The organism is Kitasatospora sp. SC0581 (assembly GCF_048159585.1).
Classification (GTDB): Bacteria; Actinomycetota; Actinomycetes; order Streptomycetales; family Streptomycetaceae; genus Kitasatospora.
Map to the genome: position 1 here is coordinate 12,137 of NZ_JBLRWA010000040.1, position 15,021 is coordinate 27,157.

Annotated in this window: 13 protein-coding genes and 1 pseudogene; 11 read left to right on the top strand and 3 right to left on the bottom strand. The window is 74.7% G+C overall.

Translation table 11 applies throughout. From position 1 onward, the window contains the following. The first annotated feature begins 75 nt into the window (after positions 1–75). The 3 genes from ACLWS4_RS34485 (at position 76) to ACLWS4_RS34495 (ending at position 3,595) form a co-directional block, all read left to right on the top strand. The gene (locus ACLWS4_RS34485; protein ID WP_416876197.1) at positions 76–2,718 is read left to right on the top strand and encodes a collagenase; all 2,643 of its coding nucleotides are present in this window, start codon (positions 76–78) and stop codon (positions 2,716–2,718) included. A 215-nt stretch (positions 2,719–2,933) separates the two neighbouring features. Further along, positions 2,934–3,170 (top strand): toxin-antitoxin system HicB family antitoxin, encoded by a 237-nt coding sequence (locus ACLWS4_RS34490; protein WP_049659744.1) that lies wholly within the window; start codon positions 2,934–2,936, stop codon positions 3,168–3,170. Further along, positions 3,167–3,595 carry a hypothetical protein gene (locus ACLWS4_RS34495; protein ID WP_049659745.1) on the top strand — a complete coding sequence of 143 codons (429 nt, stop codon included), beginning with the start codon at positions 3,167–3,169 and terminating at the stop codon, positions 3,593–3,595. Before ACLWS4_RS34490 ends, ACLWS4_RS34495 begins: the two co-directional genes overlap by 4 nt. A 63-nt stretch (positions 3,596–3,658) precedes the next feature. Here ACLWS4_RS34495 and ACLWS4_RS34500 read toward each other — a convergent pair whose 3' ends face one another. Further along, positions 3,659–4,603: a GNAT family N-acetyltransferase gene (locus tag ACLWS4_RS34500; protein ID WP_416876198.1), complete on the bottom strand. Its 945-nt coding sequence runs from the start codon at positions 4,601–4,603 to the stop codon at positions 3,659–3,661. Between the two features lie 227 nt (positions 4,604–4,830). Here ACLWS4_RS34500 and ACLWS4_RS34505 point away from each other — a divergent pair, with 227 nt between their 5' ends. From ACLWS4_RS34505 to ACLWS4_RS34530, 6 genes and pseudogenes are all read left to right on the top strand, one after another. Next, complete coding sequence (locus ACLWS4_RS34505) at positions 4,831–5,736, top strand: ATP-grasp domain-containing protein (RefSeq protein ID WP_049659122.1); 906 nt, start codon at positions 4,831–4,833, stop codon at positions 5,734–5,736. Then, a complete protein-coding gene (locus tag ACLWS4_RS34510; protein WP_416876199.1) occupies positions 5,733–6,554 on the top strand; it encodes an ATP-grasp domain-containing protein in 822 nt (273 codons plus the stop codon). The genes ACLWS4_RS34505 and ACLWS4_RS34510 overlap by 4 nt, the downstream gene beginning before the upstream one ends. Positions 6,555–6,642: 88 nt before the next feature. Further along, positions 6,643–7,476 carry a putative RNA methyltransferase gene (locus ACLWS4_RS34515; protein WP_416876200.1) on the top strand — a complete coding sequence of 278 codons (834 nt, stop codon included), beginning with the start codon at positions 6,643–6,645 and terminating at the stop codon, positions 7,474–7,476. Between the two features lie 145 nt (positions 7,477–7,621). Further along, positions 7,622–9,055 (top strand): AAA family ATPase, encoded by a 1,434-nt coding sequence (locus tag ACLWS4_RS34520; protein WP_416876201.1) that lies wholly within the window; start codon positions 7,622–7,624, stop codon positions 9,053–9,055. Positions 9,056–9,087: 32 nt separating this feature from the next. Continuing rightward, positions 9,088–9,393 (top strand): annotated as a pseudogene (locus tag ACLWS4_RS34525) (nucleotide pyrophosphohydrolase); the annotation flags it as partial. A gap of 320 nt (positions 9,394–9,713) precedes the next feature. Next, positions 9,714–10,433: a DUF6099 family protein gene (locus tag ACLWS4_RS34530; protein WP_388044133.1), complete on the top strand. Its 720-nt coding sequence runs from the start codon at positions 9,714–9,716 to the stop codon at positions 10,431–10,433. Here ACLWS4_RS34530 and ACLWS4_RS34535 read toward each other — a convergent pair. Beyond that, positions 10,370–10,615 carry a hypothetical protein gene (locus ACLWS4_RS34535; RefSeq protein WP_049648983.1) on the bottom strand — a complete coding sequence of 82 codons (246 nt, stop codon included), beginning with the start codon at positions 10,613–10,615 and terminating at the stop codon, positions 10,370–10,372. The genes ACLWS4_RS34530 and ACLWS4_RS34535 overlap by 64 nt on opposite strands. Before the next feature lie 500 nt (positions 10,616–11,115). On the opposite strand from ACLWS4_RS34535, the gene helR reads away from it, so the two are divergent. After that, positions 11,116–13,272, top strand: a complete 2,157-nt coding sequence (gene helR / locus ACLWS4_RS34540; RefSeq protein WP_416876202.1) for an RNA polymerase recycling motor ATPase HelR — start codon at positions 11,116–11,118, stop codon at positions 13,270–13,272. Between the two features lie 149 nt (positions 13,273–13,421). Then, positions 13,422–13,721 (top strand): DUF6087 family protein, encoded by a 300-nt coding sequence (locus ACLWS4_RS34545; protein ID WP_063780004.1) that lies wholly within the window; start codon positions 13,422–13,424, stop codon positions 13,719–13,721. Positions 13,722–13,888: 167 nt separating this feature from the next. On the opposite strand, the gene dapD is transcribed toward ACLWS4_RS34545, so the two are convergent. After that, entirely contained in the window at positions 13,889–14,893 is a 1,005-nt protein-coding gene (gene dapD / locus ACLWS4_RS34550) for a 2,3,4,5-tetrahydropyridine-2,6-dicarboxylate N-succinyltransferase (RefSeq protein WP_049648981.1), read from the bottom strand. Positions 14,894–15,021 lie beyond the last annotated feature (128 nt).

Genomic DNA, 15,021 nt, shown 5'->3' on the forward strand with positions numbered 1-15,021 from the left:
GCAGGATCATGACGCGTTCCCCCAACGTCTCGGCAGTCCTCCCAGCGCCTCCCCCACAGGAGAAGGACCCCACCAGTGCGCCCACGGATACCCCTCCCCACCCTGCTGGCCGGCCTCGTGGCCGGCTGCTGCGCCGCCGCCACGCTGCTGCCGGCCACGGCGTCAGCCGCCTCCGCCGCCTCGGCCGCCTCCGGTGCTTCCGCCGCTCCCGCCCGGCCCGCGGCCGGTGCTCCGACGGCCGACCCGGGCTCCGTCCAGCCGAAGCCGCTCGGCGCCTTCCTCACCGTCGACCCGGCCGCCCAGGCCCGTGCCGCCGAGGACCTCGCCCCCGTCGCCAAGCCGCTGCCCCCGGCGCTGCTCGGCCAGGCCGTGATGGGCCAGCCGGCCGACACCGTCGTGCAGACCGCGCCGCGCCCGGCCGAGCCGAAGGCGCCCCCGGCCAAGCCGGCCCTCGCCGCCCGCGGCGCCGCCGGAGCGGCCGCCGCGCAGAGCTGCACCCCGGCCGACTTCGGCAGCCGCAGCGGCGCCGACCTGGTCTCCTTCATCGAGGGCTCGACCACGGACTGCGTCAACACGCTGTTCAACGTCACCGGCACCGACGCGGGCAGCATCTTCAAGGAATCGAAGATGCTCACCGTCGCCGACGCCTTCCGGACCATGGCGGCCGGCTACACCGGCGACAACTCGACCGCCATCCTGCAGCTCGTGCTCTTCCAGCGGGCCGGCTGGTTCGTGCAGTCGAACAACGCGGACGCGGTGGGCCCCTACGGCGCGGCCCTGACCAGCGGCTCCAAGGCCGCCCTCGACGCGTTCTTCGCCGCCCCGCACCGCACCGACGTCAGCGACGCCAACGGCGCCGTGCTCAACGAGGTGCTGGTGCTCACCGACAGCGCCAACCTCCAGGGCAGCTACCTGGGCGTCTACAAGCAGGTGCTGACGGCGTACGACAACTCGTACAACGCCTTCCCGAAGATGCTCAAGGCGGTCAACGCGGTGCTCTCCGCGCCGCTGTGGCGGGGCAACTGGAACCCCGACTTCGTCAGCGCGGTCGGCGCCGACCCGAGCATCGGTGCCACCCTCGGCGACTTCGCGCTGAACCACAAGGACCTGCTCGGCACGGCCAACGCCTACCTGGACGTCAACGCGGGCAACGACCTCGGCCGGATGGCCGGCGACGGCCCGGTGGTCGAGGCCGCGGTCAAGGGCAAGGTCAAGGCGGTCCTCGACGGTGCGCAGATCACCGGCGCCACCGGCCCGCTGTACGTCCACACCGCCTACCAGGCCAACAGCTTCGACCCCGGCCAGTGCTCGTACTACGGCATCTGCGACCTGCCGGCGAAGCTGACCGCCGCGGTGCTGCCGAACCAGCTGGTGTGCGACAACCGCACCATCCAGACCGAGGTCCTGTCGCCCGCCGACCTGGCCGCGGTCTGCGCCAGCCTGCGCGGCGAGGACACCTTCTTCCACAAGCTGGTGAAGGACAACGGCCCGATCCCCGGTCAGTACGACAAGGAGCTCACCCTCGCGGTCTTCGCCAACCAGGCGGACTACCTGACCTACTCCTGGGCGATCTTCAACAACTCCACCGACAACGGCGGACAGACCGTCATGGACCCGACCGACCCGAACAACCGGGCCGTGTGCGTGATGTACCAGAAGTCCTGGAACGACGGCTTCACCGCCAACGTGTGGAACCTCAACCACGAGTACACCCACTACCTGGACAACATCTACGACCTCAAGGGCAACTTCTCCACCGAGATCTCCGTCCCGGACATCTGGTGGATCGAGGGCGTCGCCGAGTACGAGTCCTACGCCTACCGCGGCACCACCGACACCCAGGCGATGGCCGAGGCCGCCAAGCACACCTACAAGCTGAGCACCCTCTTCCAGAACACGTACGGCAACTCGGACACCGTGCGCACCTACCCGTGGGGCTACCTGGCCGTCCGGTACATGTTCGAGAAGCACCCGGCGGACATCGACGCCATGCTCGCCCACTTCCGCACCGGCGACTACCAGGGCGGCTACGCGGTCTACAACGGCATCGGCACCCGCTACGACGCCGACTTCGACGCCTGGCTCGACACCTGCGCCGGCGGTGCCTGCCTGGCGGCCGGCCCGACCGCGCTGTTCGGCCAGTCGGTCTCCGGCGCGACCGTCACGCTGACCGACAAGTCCGTCCAGACCGGCGCCGGCCGGCTCACCGCCTGGCACTGGACCTTCGGCGACGGCAGCTCCTCCGACCAGCAGAACCCGACCCACACCTACGCGGCCGCCGGCACCTACACCGTCGCGCTGACCGTCACCGACGACACCGGCAGGACCGCCAGCACCCCGGCCTCCGTCGCCGTGACCACGGGCGGCGGCGGTGGCCCGACCACCCCGCCGGCCTGCACCGACCCGCGCGCCGACGCGCTCGGCAAGAACTGCTCGCGCGCCAACCTGTCGGCCACCGCTGGCAACCTGGACTACCTGTACGTCTACCTGCCGGCCGGCACCAGCACCCTGAAGATCACCACCTCCGGGGGCACCGGCACCGCGTACCTGTACTACAGCGACAGCACCTGGGCCTCGCCGAGCGCCTACACCGCCGCCTCCACCAACGCGGGCACCACCCAGAGCATCACGGTGACCAACCCGACGGCGGGCTACCGCTACGTGAGCCTCTACGCGAAGAGCGACTTCAGCGGGGTGACCGTCAGCACCCAGTTCTGATCCGTCCCCTTCCGGCGCGGGCCGGGTCCGTGGCAGCCAGCCGCGGGCCCGGCCCGTCCGGCGTTCCGGCGCCTCGGCGGCGGCCCGTCCGGCGTTCCGGTGGCTGCCGTCCGGCGCCACGGTGACGGCCGGGTTGCGCGGGGGCGTGCGGCAGGTGTGCGGGCGGTGTGCGCACGCCCTTGTTGTGCTAGCACTTGAGCGCTAGCTTGAACGGCATGGGTAAGAAGCAGCTGAACGTGCGGGTCGACGCCACGACCGCCGAGATGGCCCGGGAACGGGCGGAGCAGCAGGGGATCTCCATGAACCAGTACATCGAGCGCCTGGTCCAACAGGACATGGGCGAGTCAGGGCGGGCCTTCGTGGACGCGGCCGCGCAGTTCATGAAGGAGTACGAGTCGGCCTTCCTCGCCGAGTTCGGGGAGCCCGGCGACCTCCAGGACGTGCGCCGTTGAAGCTGGAGGTCGACCTCTCGTGGCTGCTCATGACCGCCGAGCAGTACACGCCCGGTGATCCGCAGGTCACCGACTACGGCTCGCTGCTCGCGGCGGTCACCCGCCACCAGGCCGAGATATTCGACATCTCGGTCTACCCCGAACCACAGGACCGCGCCGCCGCGCTGATGCACCAGCTGATCCGGGTGCCGGCACTGGAGAAGACCAACGAACTCTTCGCGACCGCCGTCGCCTACGCCTACCTCGTCGCCAGCGGCTGCACCGTCGCCACCACCGCCCGCGAGGTGCGCAGCCTCTCCCGGGCCATCCGCGAGGGGCGGCTCGGGGTGTCGGGCGTCGCCGAGCGGCTCGCGGCCTGGGTGGTGGACGAGGCGGAGGGGGAGGAGGTCAGCGGGGCGGACGAGGAGGACGAGGACGACGACTGACCGGCGCCGTCCCCGTTCCTTTTCCTGTCGGGGCCTTCCGGGCCGGGGCCGGTGGGCGGCCCGTTACGCGGGGGGCTCCTGCCGGGCGGAGGGTTCCTGCCGCGTGGCAGGCGCCTGCCGGGCGGGGGGCTCCTGCTGGGCGGCGGGCTCCTGCTGGGCGGCGGGCTCCGCGATCAGGGCCGTCGCGAAGGTGCGGAAGCCGGCCCGGCGGTAGATCCGGGCGACGTCCTCGTCGGCGGCGGACAGGAACACCGTCCGCACCCCGTTCGCCCGGGCGTGCTCGACCAGGGCCGCGGTGACCGCCAGGCCCAGCCCGCGACGGCGCGCGGACGGGAGCGTGCCCACCCCGGCCACCTCGGTGACCGGGCCCACCGGGTTGTGCTGGCCCGCGCACAGGACCGTGCCGTCCTCGACGGCCGCGGCCAGCACGGTGGTGCCGGTGGCGATCCGCCGGGCGATCCGCTCCGCCGTGCCGTCGGCCGCCAATGTCGCCGCGCGCTCGGCGAGTTCGGCCGCGCCGGCCGGGCCGACGGCGGTGCCCGGCTCGGCGAAGGCCAGGTGCGGGACGGCGACGGCGGCCGCCAGCTCCGGGGCGTCCGGTGCCAGCGCCCGGACCTCCACCCGTTCCGGCAGCTCGGGCGCCGGGGCCGCTTCGTCCTGCGGGCCCAGCACCAGCAGCGGGTGCTCGTGCACCGTCAGGCCCGCCGCCTCGACCGCCGCGCGCAGCTCCGGGTTCTGCTCGGCCACCCACTCGAAGGCCTCCGGCGCGCCCGCCTCCCGCTGCCGCTCCAGCACCCGGCGGACGTCCTCGGCGGTGGCGGCGGGGCCGGTGTGGCCGAGGGTCGGGCGGGCGTAGTAGGGCCAGCCGGCCCCGTCGCGGAGGAACAGGGTCAGCGGCCCGAAGTCCTCGGTGCGGGCGGCGCTGCGGGGCACGGCGTCGTAGTAGCGCTCGATCTCGTCGAGCAGGAGGCGGTCGTGGGCATGATCATCAGGGGTCACGGCGTGCATCCAAGCAGGGGCGGGGGAGGGGCGCCACCGGTTTGTCGGGGCGGGCCGCGGCTCCTCCGGGCTCGGCGCCGCCCGCGCGTCGCCGTTCCGGGGGCCGATTGTTGCCGAACGCTTACCCGCCCGCAGCGATCTTGTGCGGCCACGGCGTGCATGCTGAAGGCTTTACAGCTCTGCCGAGGGGGACGGCGGACGTCTGCACGAGGCGAGGCAAGGGGGAAGACAGGCCGATGAGGCTCTGCTTTCTGGTGGAGGAACACTACCGGCACGACGGCATGCCGCTCGACGTGGCACGCCAACTCACCGCGTGGGGGCACCGGGTGGACGTGCTGCGCCCCGGGGACTCGCTGCTGGCGATCTCCGAGGAGGTCCGGGCCGGCAGCCACGACGCCTGGGTGCTCAAGACCGTGTCCGGCGGCCCCGGGCTGACCCTGCTGGAGTCGGCCGCCGCCGTCGGCCTCACCACGGTGAACGACGTGCGCTCGATCCGGGGGGTCCGGGACAAGGCGCTGGCCGCGGTCATCGGCCGCACCCGCGGCCTGCCCGTCCCGGTGACGTACGCGGCCGCGCGCTGGGAGCGGCTGGCGGAGATCCCGGCCGCCGAGTACCCGCTGGTGGTCAAGCCCGCCGACGGCAGCTCCGGGCGCGCCGTGCGGCTGGTGCGCAGCCCCGAGCAGCTGCTGGAGGTGGGTCCGGAGCTGGCGGGGGAGGGGCTGCTGATCGCGCAGCCGTACGTGCCCAACTCCGGGACCGACCTCAAGGTGTACTGCGTCGACGGCGAGCTCTTCGCGACGGAACGTTCCTCCCCGCTGCACCCCGGGCAGGGCGTGCGCGAGCGGCAGGTGCCGCTGCCGGGGAGCGTCGCGCGGATCGTGGCGCAGGTCGGCGAGGTGTTCGGGCTGGACCTGTACGGGGTGGACGTGCTGCTGGGGCCGGACGGACCGGTGGTGGTGGACGTCAACGACTTCCCGAGCTTCCGGCAGGTGCCGGACGCGGTGGCCCGGGTCGCCCGCGCGGTGCTGCGGCTCGCGCGCAGCGGCACGGCCGTGTCGCTGCCCGCCGGGCCCGCCGAACTGGTGCCCGCGGGCGGCGACCCGTACGGCCAACGGGGCTTCGGTGAGGGGGAGTTGCTGTGAAGGTCGGGCTGATCACCGGCGACCCGGGGCACCCGGTGCTGGCGGTGGCCGCCGAACTGCTGGTGCGCCGGGGGCACGAGGTCGCGGCCGTCCCGCCCGCGGGGCCCGTGACCGGGCTCGCGGACGTCTACCTGCTCAAGGCCCGTACGCCGCAGGCGCTGGCGCTGGCGGGGGAGTTGGAGCGGCGGGGCGCGCCGGTGGTCAACTCGGCGGCGGCCACCGGGCTGTGCCAGGACCGGGTGCGGATGGCCGAGCTCGCCCGCGCCGCCGGGCTGCCCTTCGCGGCCACCGACGCGGTCGGCCTGCTGGGTGAACTCGCCGACCCGGCCTACCCGTTCGTGGTCAAGAGCCGGCACAGCAGGCGGCACGACCTGGTCGCCCGGGTGGACGGGCCGGCCCGGCTGCGCGAACTCGCCGAGCGCTGGCCCGAGGAGCCGGTCGTCACCCAGCCGTTCGTCCCGGGGACCGGCTGGGACCAGAAGCTGTGGGTCGTCGACGGACAGGTGTTCGCGGCCCGGCGGCAGTCCGAACTCGCCACCGGCACGGGGAAGTCGGGGCGGGCGGAGGACTGGGAGCCGTCCGCCGGGCGGGCGGCGCTCGCGCTGCGCGTGGGCGAGGTGTTCGGGCTCGACGTGTACGGGGTCGACCTGCTCGACGGGCCCGCCGAGCCGGTCATCGTGGACGTCAACGCCTTCCCGGGGGTCCGGGGCCGGGCCGGCGCGCCGGAGGCGCTCGTGGCGCTGGCGCTGCGGGTCGGGGCGGAGCGGGGGCGGGCGCTCGCGGGGCTCGGGCCGGGGTCCGGGAGGGGTGCGGAGTAGGGCCGGCCTGGGGCGTCCGGCCCGCCGGGGTCGTTAGGCTGGCTGGCGCCCCGACCGGCCGGGGCGTACGGCGAGAGAAGACGGAACCTTGCTCCAGGACATCGAGCGCTACCTGGCCTGCCCGCACTGCGCGCAGGCCCTCACCCGGCACGACCGCAGCCTGCGCTGCCCGGCCGGGCACAGCTTCGACCTCGCCAAGCAGGGCTACGTCAGCCTCCTCGCCGGCGACGCCCACACCGGCACCGGGGACACCGCCGAGATGGTCGCGGCCCGCGCGGACTTCCTCGCCGCCGGGCACTACCGGCCGATCGCCGAGGCGCTGGCGGAGGCCGCCGCCGTCTCCGGTGCGTCCGACGGCCTGGTCGCCGACCTCGGCGCCGGCACCGGCCACTACCTGGCGCACGTCCTGGACGCCCTGCCCGGTACGGTCGGCGCGGCCCTGGACATCTCCAAGTTCGCGCTGCGCCGGGCCGCCAAGGCGCACCCCCGGATCGGCGCCGTGGTGTGCGACGCCTGGCGCCCGCTGCCGCTGCGGGACGCCTCGGCCGAGCTGATGCTCAACGTCTTCGCGCCGCGCAACGGGCCGGAGATCCGCCGGGTGCTGCGCCCCGGCGGCACCCTGCTGCTGGTCTCGCCGACCGCCCGCCACCTGCGTGAACTCGTCGGCGCGCTGGGGCTGTTGTCGGTGGACGAGGAGAAGCAGCGGCGGATCGACGAGAAGCTCGGGCCGTACCTGGAGCCCGCCGGGCGGCGCGAGGTCGAGTTCACCCTGCGGCTCGGCCCGCAGGACGTGCGCACCGTCGTCGGCATGGGGCCGAGCGCCTGGCACACCGACCCGGAACGGCTCGCCGCCGCGCTCGCGGAACTGCCGGAGCCGGTCGAGGTGACGGCCTCGGTGGCGGTGGCCGCGTACCGGCGCTGAGCCCCACGTTGGGATGAATCTGCCGCGCAGGCACGTTTCTGCCGGTCGGCCTGCGGCTAACGTCCGACAGGTGAACCGCGACGCCACCGTGCCCGCAGGGCCGTCCCACCTCCGACCGGGCGCCTCGGGGCCCGACCGGCCGCCCGTGCCGCGACCCACCGTCGAGGAGCTCCGACTCACCTCGTTCAAGTCCTACCGGCGCGCGGTGCTGCCGCTCGCGCCCCTCACCGTGCTGCACGGGCCCGCCGGCGTCGGCAAGTCCAACGCCCTCGACGCGCTGGCCGTGCTGTCCCGGCTCGCCCTCGGCGAGGAGATCGCCGACTCGCTGGACGGACTGCCCGAGCGCACCGGCCCGCTCGCCGCACCCGTCCGCGGCGGCCTCGACGGGTGCGTCCCGCACGGGCGGCACGCGATCAACCTCGGCTGTACCGTCCGCTCGCCGCACGGCCTGATCCGGCTCGACGTGGTGGTCCGCACCGACGGCCCGGTCCGGATCGCCCGGGAATCGCTCACCCTCGACGGCCGGACCCTGATGGACACCGGCGAGCAGGACGTCCGCAACCGGCGGGTCAACGTCTGCTGGCACAACGACACCCGCCAGGGCGACATCCGGGCACCGTTCCCCAGCGGCACGATGATCACCGCACAGCTGCCGCTGCGGGTCGCGGGCTCCTCGGCCGGGGAGTGCCTCGTCCTCGCCGCCACCGAGGACCTCCTCACCGCGCTGCGCGAGGTCTTCCCGCTGCACCCCGTCCCCGCGCTGATGCGAGGCTGGGCCCGGGCCGACCCACAGGCCCGGCTGCGCAGCAACGCCGCCAACATCTCCGCCGTCGTCGCCCGGCTGAGCAACGAGTGCCCGCGCCGGTACGGGCAGCTGCTGCGCGCCGTGCAGGCCGCCGCGCCGCACCCGCTGCTCGGGCTCACCCTGGCCGAGCGCGAGAGCGCGGGCGTGAAGCGGGTCCTCGCCGTCTTCGACGAGGGCGTCCTCGGACGCACCGGGGCCGACCAGGCCTCCGACGGCATGCTGCGCCACCTAGCCTTCGCCGCGGTGCTGCTGACCGGGGCCGGGGTGCTCGACCTCGACGTGGCCGCCGAGGTGCCCTGGGCGCACCGGCAGCTCACCGTGCTGGCCGAGGACCTGGGGGCGGGACTCTCCGTCGAGCAGACCGGCACGCTGCTGCGGCTGGCGCGGGAGATGGCGGAGCGCAGCCAGCTGCGGGTGGTCGCGGCCCTGCAGGAGCCGGCGGCGGCGCGGGAGGTGCTGGGTTGCGGGCCCGGGGGCGGGGTGGTGCTGGTCGAGTGCCGGCGGGACCCGGACTCGGGGTTCACGGTGCTGCGGCCGGAGACGGCGCGGGTGCCGGTCCAGGGCGGGCGCGGGGAGGCGGCCGCGGGCGCGGCTGGTGCGGTGGACGGGGAGGCGGCCGCGGAAGCGGCCGGGGAGGCGGTCGGCCTGGGGGCGGAAGCGGGCGGGGGCGGGTCGGAGGAGCCGGCGGGGGCGGCCGGATTCGCGGGGGGCGGCGGGGTGTCCTCGGTGGGCGGTGGGGCGGCGGGCCGGGATGCGGTAGACCTGGAGGGGTGAGCGAACGAGTGACGGGGCCGGCAGAGCCCACGGTGGATGTCCTGCGGCAGCGGTTGGTGGACTTCGCGTCGGCCCGGCGGTGGGAGCCCTTCCACACCCCGAAGAACCTGGCGGCGGCGCTGAGCGTGGAGGCGGGGGAGCTGCTGGAGATCTTCCAGTGGCTGACGCCCGAGCAGGCGGCCGCGGTGATGTCCGACCCGGAGCGCGCGCACCGGGTGCACGACGAGGTCGCGGACGTGCTGGCGTACCTGCTGCAGTTCTGCACGGCGGTCGGGGTGGATCCGCTGGAGGCCCTGGCGGCCAAGATCGAGCGGAACGAGCTCCGCTTCCCGGTGCCGACGGACGCGGGCGCCGCCGGCCAGGACGCGTCCGACGCCGACCAGGGGGCGGGCGGTGCCGACCCAGGGGCGGTCGAGGCCGCCGGGAGTGTGGCCCGCGCGCCCGAGAGGGCGACCTCCGTCAACCCGGACGTGGACGACCAACCCGTGTGAGGGACGAAAGTTATCCACAACCCCGGACTTGTCCACAGCTTCTGACAACGTGGATGCGCGCTCGCGCACTTCCTCGCACGCTTTCGCCGTGACCAGCCGTCACCACGCGGACCGCCCCTCCCGGCGGCCCGGGTCGACGGCGACAGCGAGCGGGAGGAGCGGTGGCCATGGAGGCGCTGCGACTGATCAAGACGGCCCGGTACGCCCTGGCCGAGGCCAGGCACGTACCGGACGTGCTGGCCGAGGCGCGGCAGGCCGCGCTGCTCACCGAGGCGGTGGGCGCCAGGCTGGCGGAGTCGGAGGACGAGGATCTCACCGGGCTGGGGCAGCAGCTGTCCGAGGCCGGGGCGCACGCGGCGGTCTGCCTGGACCGCTCCGTCGTCCGGGCCGCCCTGGTGAGCGGCGGCCGGGCCGCGCGGCTCACCGACCTGGGGGACTTGGCGCCGGCCCTGGGGGCGCTGGACGGGCTGCTCCAGGAGGTCGGCGAGACGCTGGTGGTGCTGGCCTGCGGGGCGGACACCGAGAGCCTCTACTGGACGTGCATCGACGGCGTGGACGCGGTCTCGGAGTGCAAGGACCTGACGGTACGGCTGCGTGCGGCGGCGCTCCGGGCCGGGGCGGCGGAGCCCGCCGCGCTCGGCGGTGCGGAGCGGGAACGCGAGCGGGCGGGTGGCGGGGCGCCATTACTGGTGGTCCGGCTCGGCCCTCCGGGCGAGACCGGTCCGCCGGGCGGTGACGGTGGCGGTGCGGCGAGCGGCGGTCCGCCCTCCGGCGGCGGCCCGCCCGGTGCGGGCGGGCCGGCCGAGGAGGACCGGGTGGTCGGCTACCGGGCGCCCGGTGCGTCCGAGGCCTCGGACGCACCGGAGGTGTCCGTGCCGGTCGGATAGGCGGTGGAGTCGGCGCCCCCGGGGACGGAGCCCTGGAGTTCGGCGAGGTCCGCGCTGACGGAGGCGAGCAGTTCCTGCATCTGCTCCAGCAGGCTCTTGGGGGTGGCGGGTCCGGCCGAGGTGCCGTCGGCCGAGCCCGTCGGGCTGCTCGGGAACTGCGGCGTGGCAGATGGTTCGGACATTGCGGGACCTCTTCGGATCGGTGGTGCGGTGTAGGGCGGCCGACGGTGGCTCGGACCGCACGGCGGGAGGCGGCAGTGCCCGCTACCGGGGCACCCACCCCCGCCGTAGCACCCAACGAACCGGTCCGGATGCCGTCACCCGGACACCACCCGATGCGGTCCAACTCCGCTGTGCGGTAAGCCTCCCGGGTGAGCCGGGGTTGCCGTCGCGGCGCCGCCTCGGCTAGGCGCGGCGCGGCCCGGGAAGCCTGAGCGGCGCGGACGGTGCGGGTGGACCGGGCGGCGCGGAGCGGGGGCGTGAGCGGCGGTGCGGAGCGCGGCGCGGTCGAGCGCGCCCGGAAAGGAGCCGGGGATGATTCGGAGACGAGCAGGAGACGAACCGGAGACTGGCCGGGGGAGAACCCACCCCTTGCCACTCTCAACGTATAGCGCATGGGGGGTCTTGCGGCAAGGCCCCCGTGGTGGCGCACAATCGCAGGCCTCAGATCGGAGCTGATGCCATGAACAGCCGCACCACCAGCGCGTTCGACCTTCCCGCCCGCCTCGTCGCCAAGGCCGACCCGGCGCTGATCGGTGAGGACGAGCGGCACTTCGCGGCCGTCGCGGAGAGCCTGGAGCAGTCGATCGCGGAGCTGTCCGACCGCCTCGACGCGCTGCGCCGCGCGCCGGGCGGCCTCGGCCGGGAGGCGATGGACCGGGACATCGAGGTGCACAAGCTGACCGGTCAGCTGCGCGCCCTGCGCCGCTTCGGCCTGGACCTGTGCCTCGGGCGGGTCGTCCACGCGGACGACTCGGAGCCGGTGTACATCGGGCGGCTCGGCCTCACCGACAGTGAGGGGCGCCGACTGCTGGTCGACTGGCGCTCGCCCGCTGCCGAGCCGTTCTTCGGGGCCACCCACGCCGACCCGATGGGCCTGGTGAGCCGGCGCCGGTACCGCTGGACCGGCGGCCGGATCGGCGACTACTGGGACGAGGTGTTCAGCGCCGAGGCCCTGGAGGGGCACGCCGCGCTGGACGACCAGTCCGCGTTCATCGCGAGCCTGGGCGGCAACCGGTCGGCCCGGATGCGGGACGTGCTGGCCACCATCCAGGCCGACCAGGACGCGATCATCCGGGCGGGGTCCCGGGGCGCCCTGGTGGTGGACGGTGGCCCGGGCACCGGGAAGACGGTCGTCGCGCTGCACCGCTCCGCGTACCTGCTCTACTCCGACCCCCGGCTCGGCCACCGGCGCGGCGGCGTGCTGTTCGTCGGCCCGCACCAGCCCTACCTGGCCTACGTCGCCGACGTCCTGCCCAGCCTCGGTGAGGAGGGGGTGCGCACCTGCACCGTGCGGGACCTCGTCGCCGAGGGGGCGAAGGCCGGGGCCGAGAGCGACCCCGAGACGGCCCGCCTGAAGTCCTCGGCCGACATGGTGGGGGCGATCGAGAAGGCCGTCCGGTTCTACGAGGAGCCGCCCGCCGAGGGGATGGAGGTCACCACCCACTGGGCCGACCTCTGGCTGAGCGCCGAGGACTGGTCCGACGCGTTCGACGCGCCGGACCCGGGCACCCCGCACAACGAGGCCCGCGAGCAGATCTGGGAGGAGCTGGCCACGATCCTGATGGACAAGCTGGACGAGGACGCGGGGGTCTCGCCCGAGCTGTTCCGCCGGTCGCTGCGGCAGGACCGGGAGCTGGCCGAGACGCTCAACCGGGCCTGGCCGCTGATCGACGCGGCCGACCTGGTCGGCGACCTCTGGTCGGTGCCCGCCTACCTGCGGATGTGCGCGCCCTGGCTCGCCCCCGAGGAGGTCCGCAGGCTCCAGCGCAAGGACGCGCCCCAGGCCTGGACGGTGTCCGACCTGCCGCTGCTGGACGCGGCCCGGCAGCGGCTCGGCGATCCGGAGGCGGACCGGCGCCAGCGCCGTCGGGAGGCCGCGGCCGCCGCCGAGCGCGCGCGGATGGCCGACGTCATCGGCGACCTGCTGCAGGCCGACGACGACGGCGAGGGCGCGGTGACGATGCTGCGCGGGCGCGACCTCCAGGACACCCTGGTCGACGAGACGGCCCTGCCCGGTGCCGACCCGGAGCCGCTCGCCGGGCCGTTCGCACACATCGTGGTGGACGAGGCCCAGGAGCTGACCGACGCGGAGTGGCAGATGCTGCTGCTGCGCTGCCCGTCCCGGAGCTTCACCATCGTCGGGGACCGGGCGCAGGCCAGGCACGGGTTCACGGAGTCCTGGCAGGAGCGGCTGGAACGGATCGGGCTCGACCGGAGCACGGTGGCCTCGCTGAGCATCAACTACCGGACGCCGGAGGAGGTCATGGCCGAGGCCGAGCCCGCGATCCGGGCCGCGCTGCCGGACGCCAACGTGCCGACCTCCGTCCGCAGCAGCGGCATCCCCGTTGTGCACGGGTCGGTGGCGGAGCTGGACGCCGTCCTGGACGGCTGGCTCGCCGAGCACGCCGAGGGGGTCGCCTGCGTGATCGGTGCCCCCGGCTTCGAGGCGCGGCCGCGGGTCCGGTCGCTGACCCCGGAGCTGTCCAAGGGGCTGGAGTTCGACCTGGTCGTGCTGGTCGACCCGGAGGCGTTCGGCGGGGGCGTCGAGGGGGCGGTCGACCGCTACGTCGCGATGACCAGGGCCACCCAGCGGCTGGTGGTCCTCAGGAGCGTGTGAAGCGTCAAGCGTCAAGCGTCGGAAGAGACGGCGAAGAGACGGCGAAGGGAGCGGGGTGCGGACGGAGGGAGCGGAGGGGCTGGAACGCGCGTCGCCCGGTCGGGTGACGCAGGTGTCGGGTGACGGCGTCGGGAGGCCAGACTGGGGCGATGGACGAGGAGGAACCGCTGGCGTCGTGGGCGGCCAGGCGGGAGCAACGGCTGCGGCCGGTCGGGCAGTTGCGGGTCGTACGGCTCACGGTCGGGCGGCAGCGGGGCGCCCATGTGCTGCCGGGCGAACCGAGGCTGATCGTGCGCTGGGACGGCTACCAGTGGCTGCCGGAAACGGTGGCCGAGGACTACGCCACCGCCCAGCGGATCCTGTACGGGGCCGAGGGCGCGGGAGCGCCGCGGCCCGGGCGCCAGGCGCGGCGGCCGGGGAAGGCACCGGGGCGCCACCGCAAGCCCTGAAGCCCGCGCGGGCCCGGGCCTCGGCCCGGACCCCGGGCTGTAACCGGCCCCCGAGAAGTGACCGGCCCCCGAGAAGTGACCGGCCCCCGAGAAGTGACCGGCCCCCGAGAAGCGGGCGGGGTCCGGCGCCACCCGGGCGCCGGACCCCAACGACCTCCGACCGAAGGTCAGTTGTGGGCGTGCAGGTCGGCGTTCAGGCCGCCCCAGGAGCCGGAGCGGGCGATGACCTCGACCGCGCCGCTCTGCGAGTTGCGACGGAACAGCAGGTTGTCCTGGCCGGACAGCTCGACGGCCTTGGCCACCGTGCCGTCCGGGGTGGTGACCCGGGTGCCGGCGGTCACGTACAGGCCGGCCTCGACCACGCAGTCGCTGCCGAGCGAGATGCCGATGCCCGCGTTGGCGCCGAGCAGGCAGCGCTCGCCGACCGAGACGACCTGCTTGCCGCCGCCGGACAGGGTGCCCATGATCGAGGCGCCGCCGCCGATGTCGCTGTGGTCGCCGACGACGACGCCCGCGCTGATCCGGCCCTCGACCATGGAGGTGCCCAGCGTGCCGGCGTTGAAGTTGACGAAGCCCTCGTGCATCACGGTGGTGCCGACGGCCAGGTGGGCGCCGAGCCGGACGCGGTCGGCGTGGGCGATGCGCACACCGGTCGGGGCGACGTAGTCGGTCATCCGCGGGAACTTGTCGATCCCGTAGACGGCCAGCTGGCCGCCCTGGGCGCGCACGGCGAGCCGGGCCTGCTCGACCTTGTCCACCGGGACGGGGCCGATGCTGGTCCAGGCGACGTTGGCCAGCAGGCCGAAGACGCCGTCCAGGTTCTGGCCGTGCGGCTTGACCAGGCGGTGGCTGAGCAGGTGCAGGCGCAGGTACACGTCGTGGGTGTCGAGCGGCTTCTCGTCCAGCGAGGCGATGGTGGTGCGCACGGCGACCACCTCGACGCCGCGGCGGGCGTCGACGCGCAGCGCCTCGGCCGCGCCGGCGCCGAGCTCGGCCTCGGCCTGCTCGGCGGTCAGACGGACGGTGCCGGCCGGGCCGGGCTCGGCGGCCAGCACGGGGGCGGGGAACCAGGTGTCGAGGACGGTGCCGTCGGCGGCGATGGTGGCCAGACCGGTGGCCACGGCGCCGTTCGCCGGGGAGGTGGATTCGAGCGAGGTGGATTCAGCAGTCACACCGTGCACGTTAACCAATGCGGGGCCCCGGTGCCGAACACGCCCACCGGGCGGACGCGCCCGGCGAACGCGCCGGTCGGCGGCCCGCGGGGCGGGAAAACCCGGTGCCCGGCGTTCGGGCGCTGGGC

Excerpts from the sequence above, each read along its gene's own strand:
- ACLWS4_RS34490 (WP_049659744.1), top strand. The coding sequence starts at position 2,934 with ATGGGTAAGAAGCAGCTGAACGTGCGGGTCGACGCCACGACCGCCGAG.
- ACLWS4_RS34500 (WP_416876198.1), bottom strand. The coding sequence starts at position 4,603 with ATGCACGCCGTGACCCCTGATGATCATGCCCACGACCGCCTCCTGCTC.
- ACLWS4_RS34505 (WP_049659122.1), top strand. The coding sequence starts at position 4,831 with ATGAGGCTCTGCTTTCTGGTGGAGGAACACTACCGGCACGACGGCATG.
- ACLWS4_RS34530 (WP_388044133.1), top strand. The coding sequence starts at position 9,714 with ATGGAGGCGCTGCGACTGATCAAGACGGCCCGGTACGCCCTGGCCGAG.
- ACLWS4_RS34535 (WP_049648983.1), bottom strand. The coding sequence starts at position 10,615 with ATGTCCGAACCATCTGCCACGCCGCAGTTCCCGAGCAGCCCGACGGGC.
- helR (WP_416876202.1), top strand. The coding sequence starts at position 11,116 with ATGAACAGCCGCACCACCAGCGCGTTCGACCTTCCCGCCCGCCTCGTC.
- ACLWS4_RS34545 (WP_063780004.1), top strand. The coding sequence starts at position 13,422 with ATGGACGAGGAGGAACCGCTGGCGTCGTGGGCGGCCAGGCGGGAGCAA.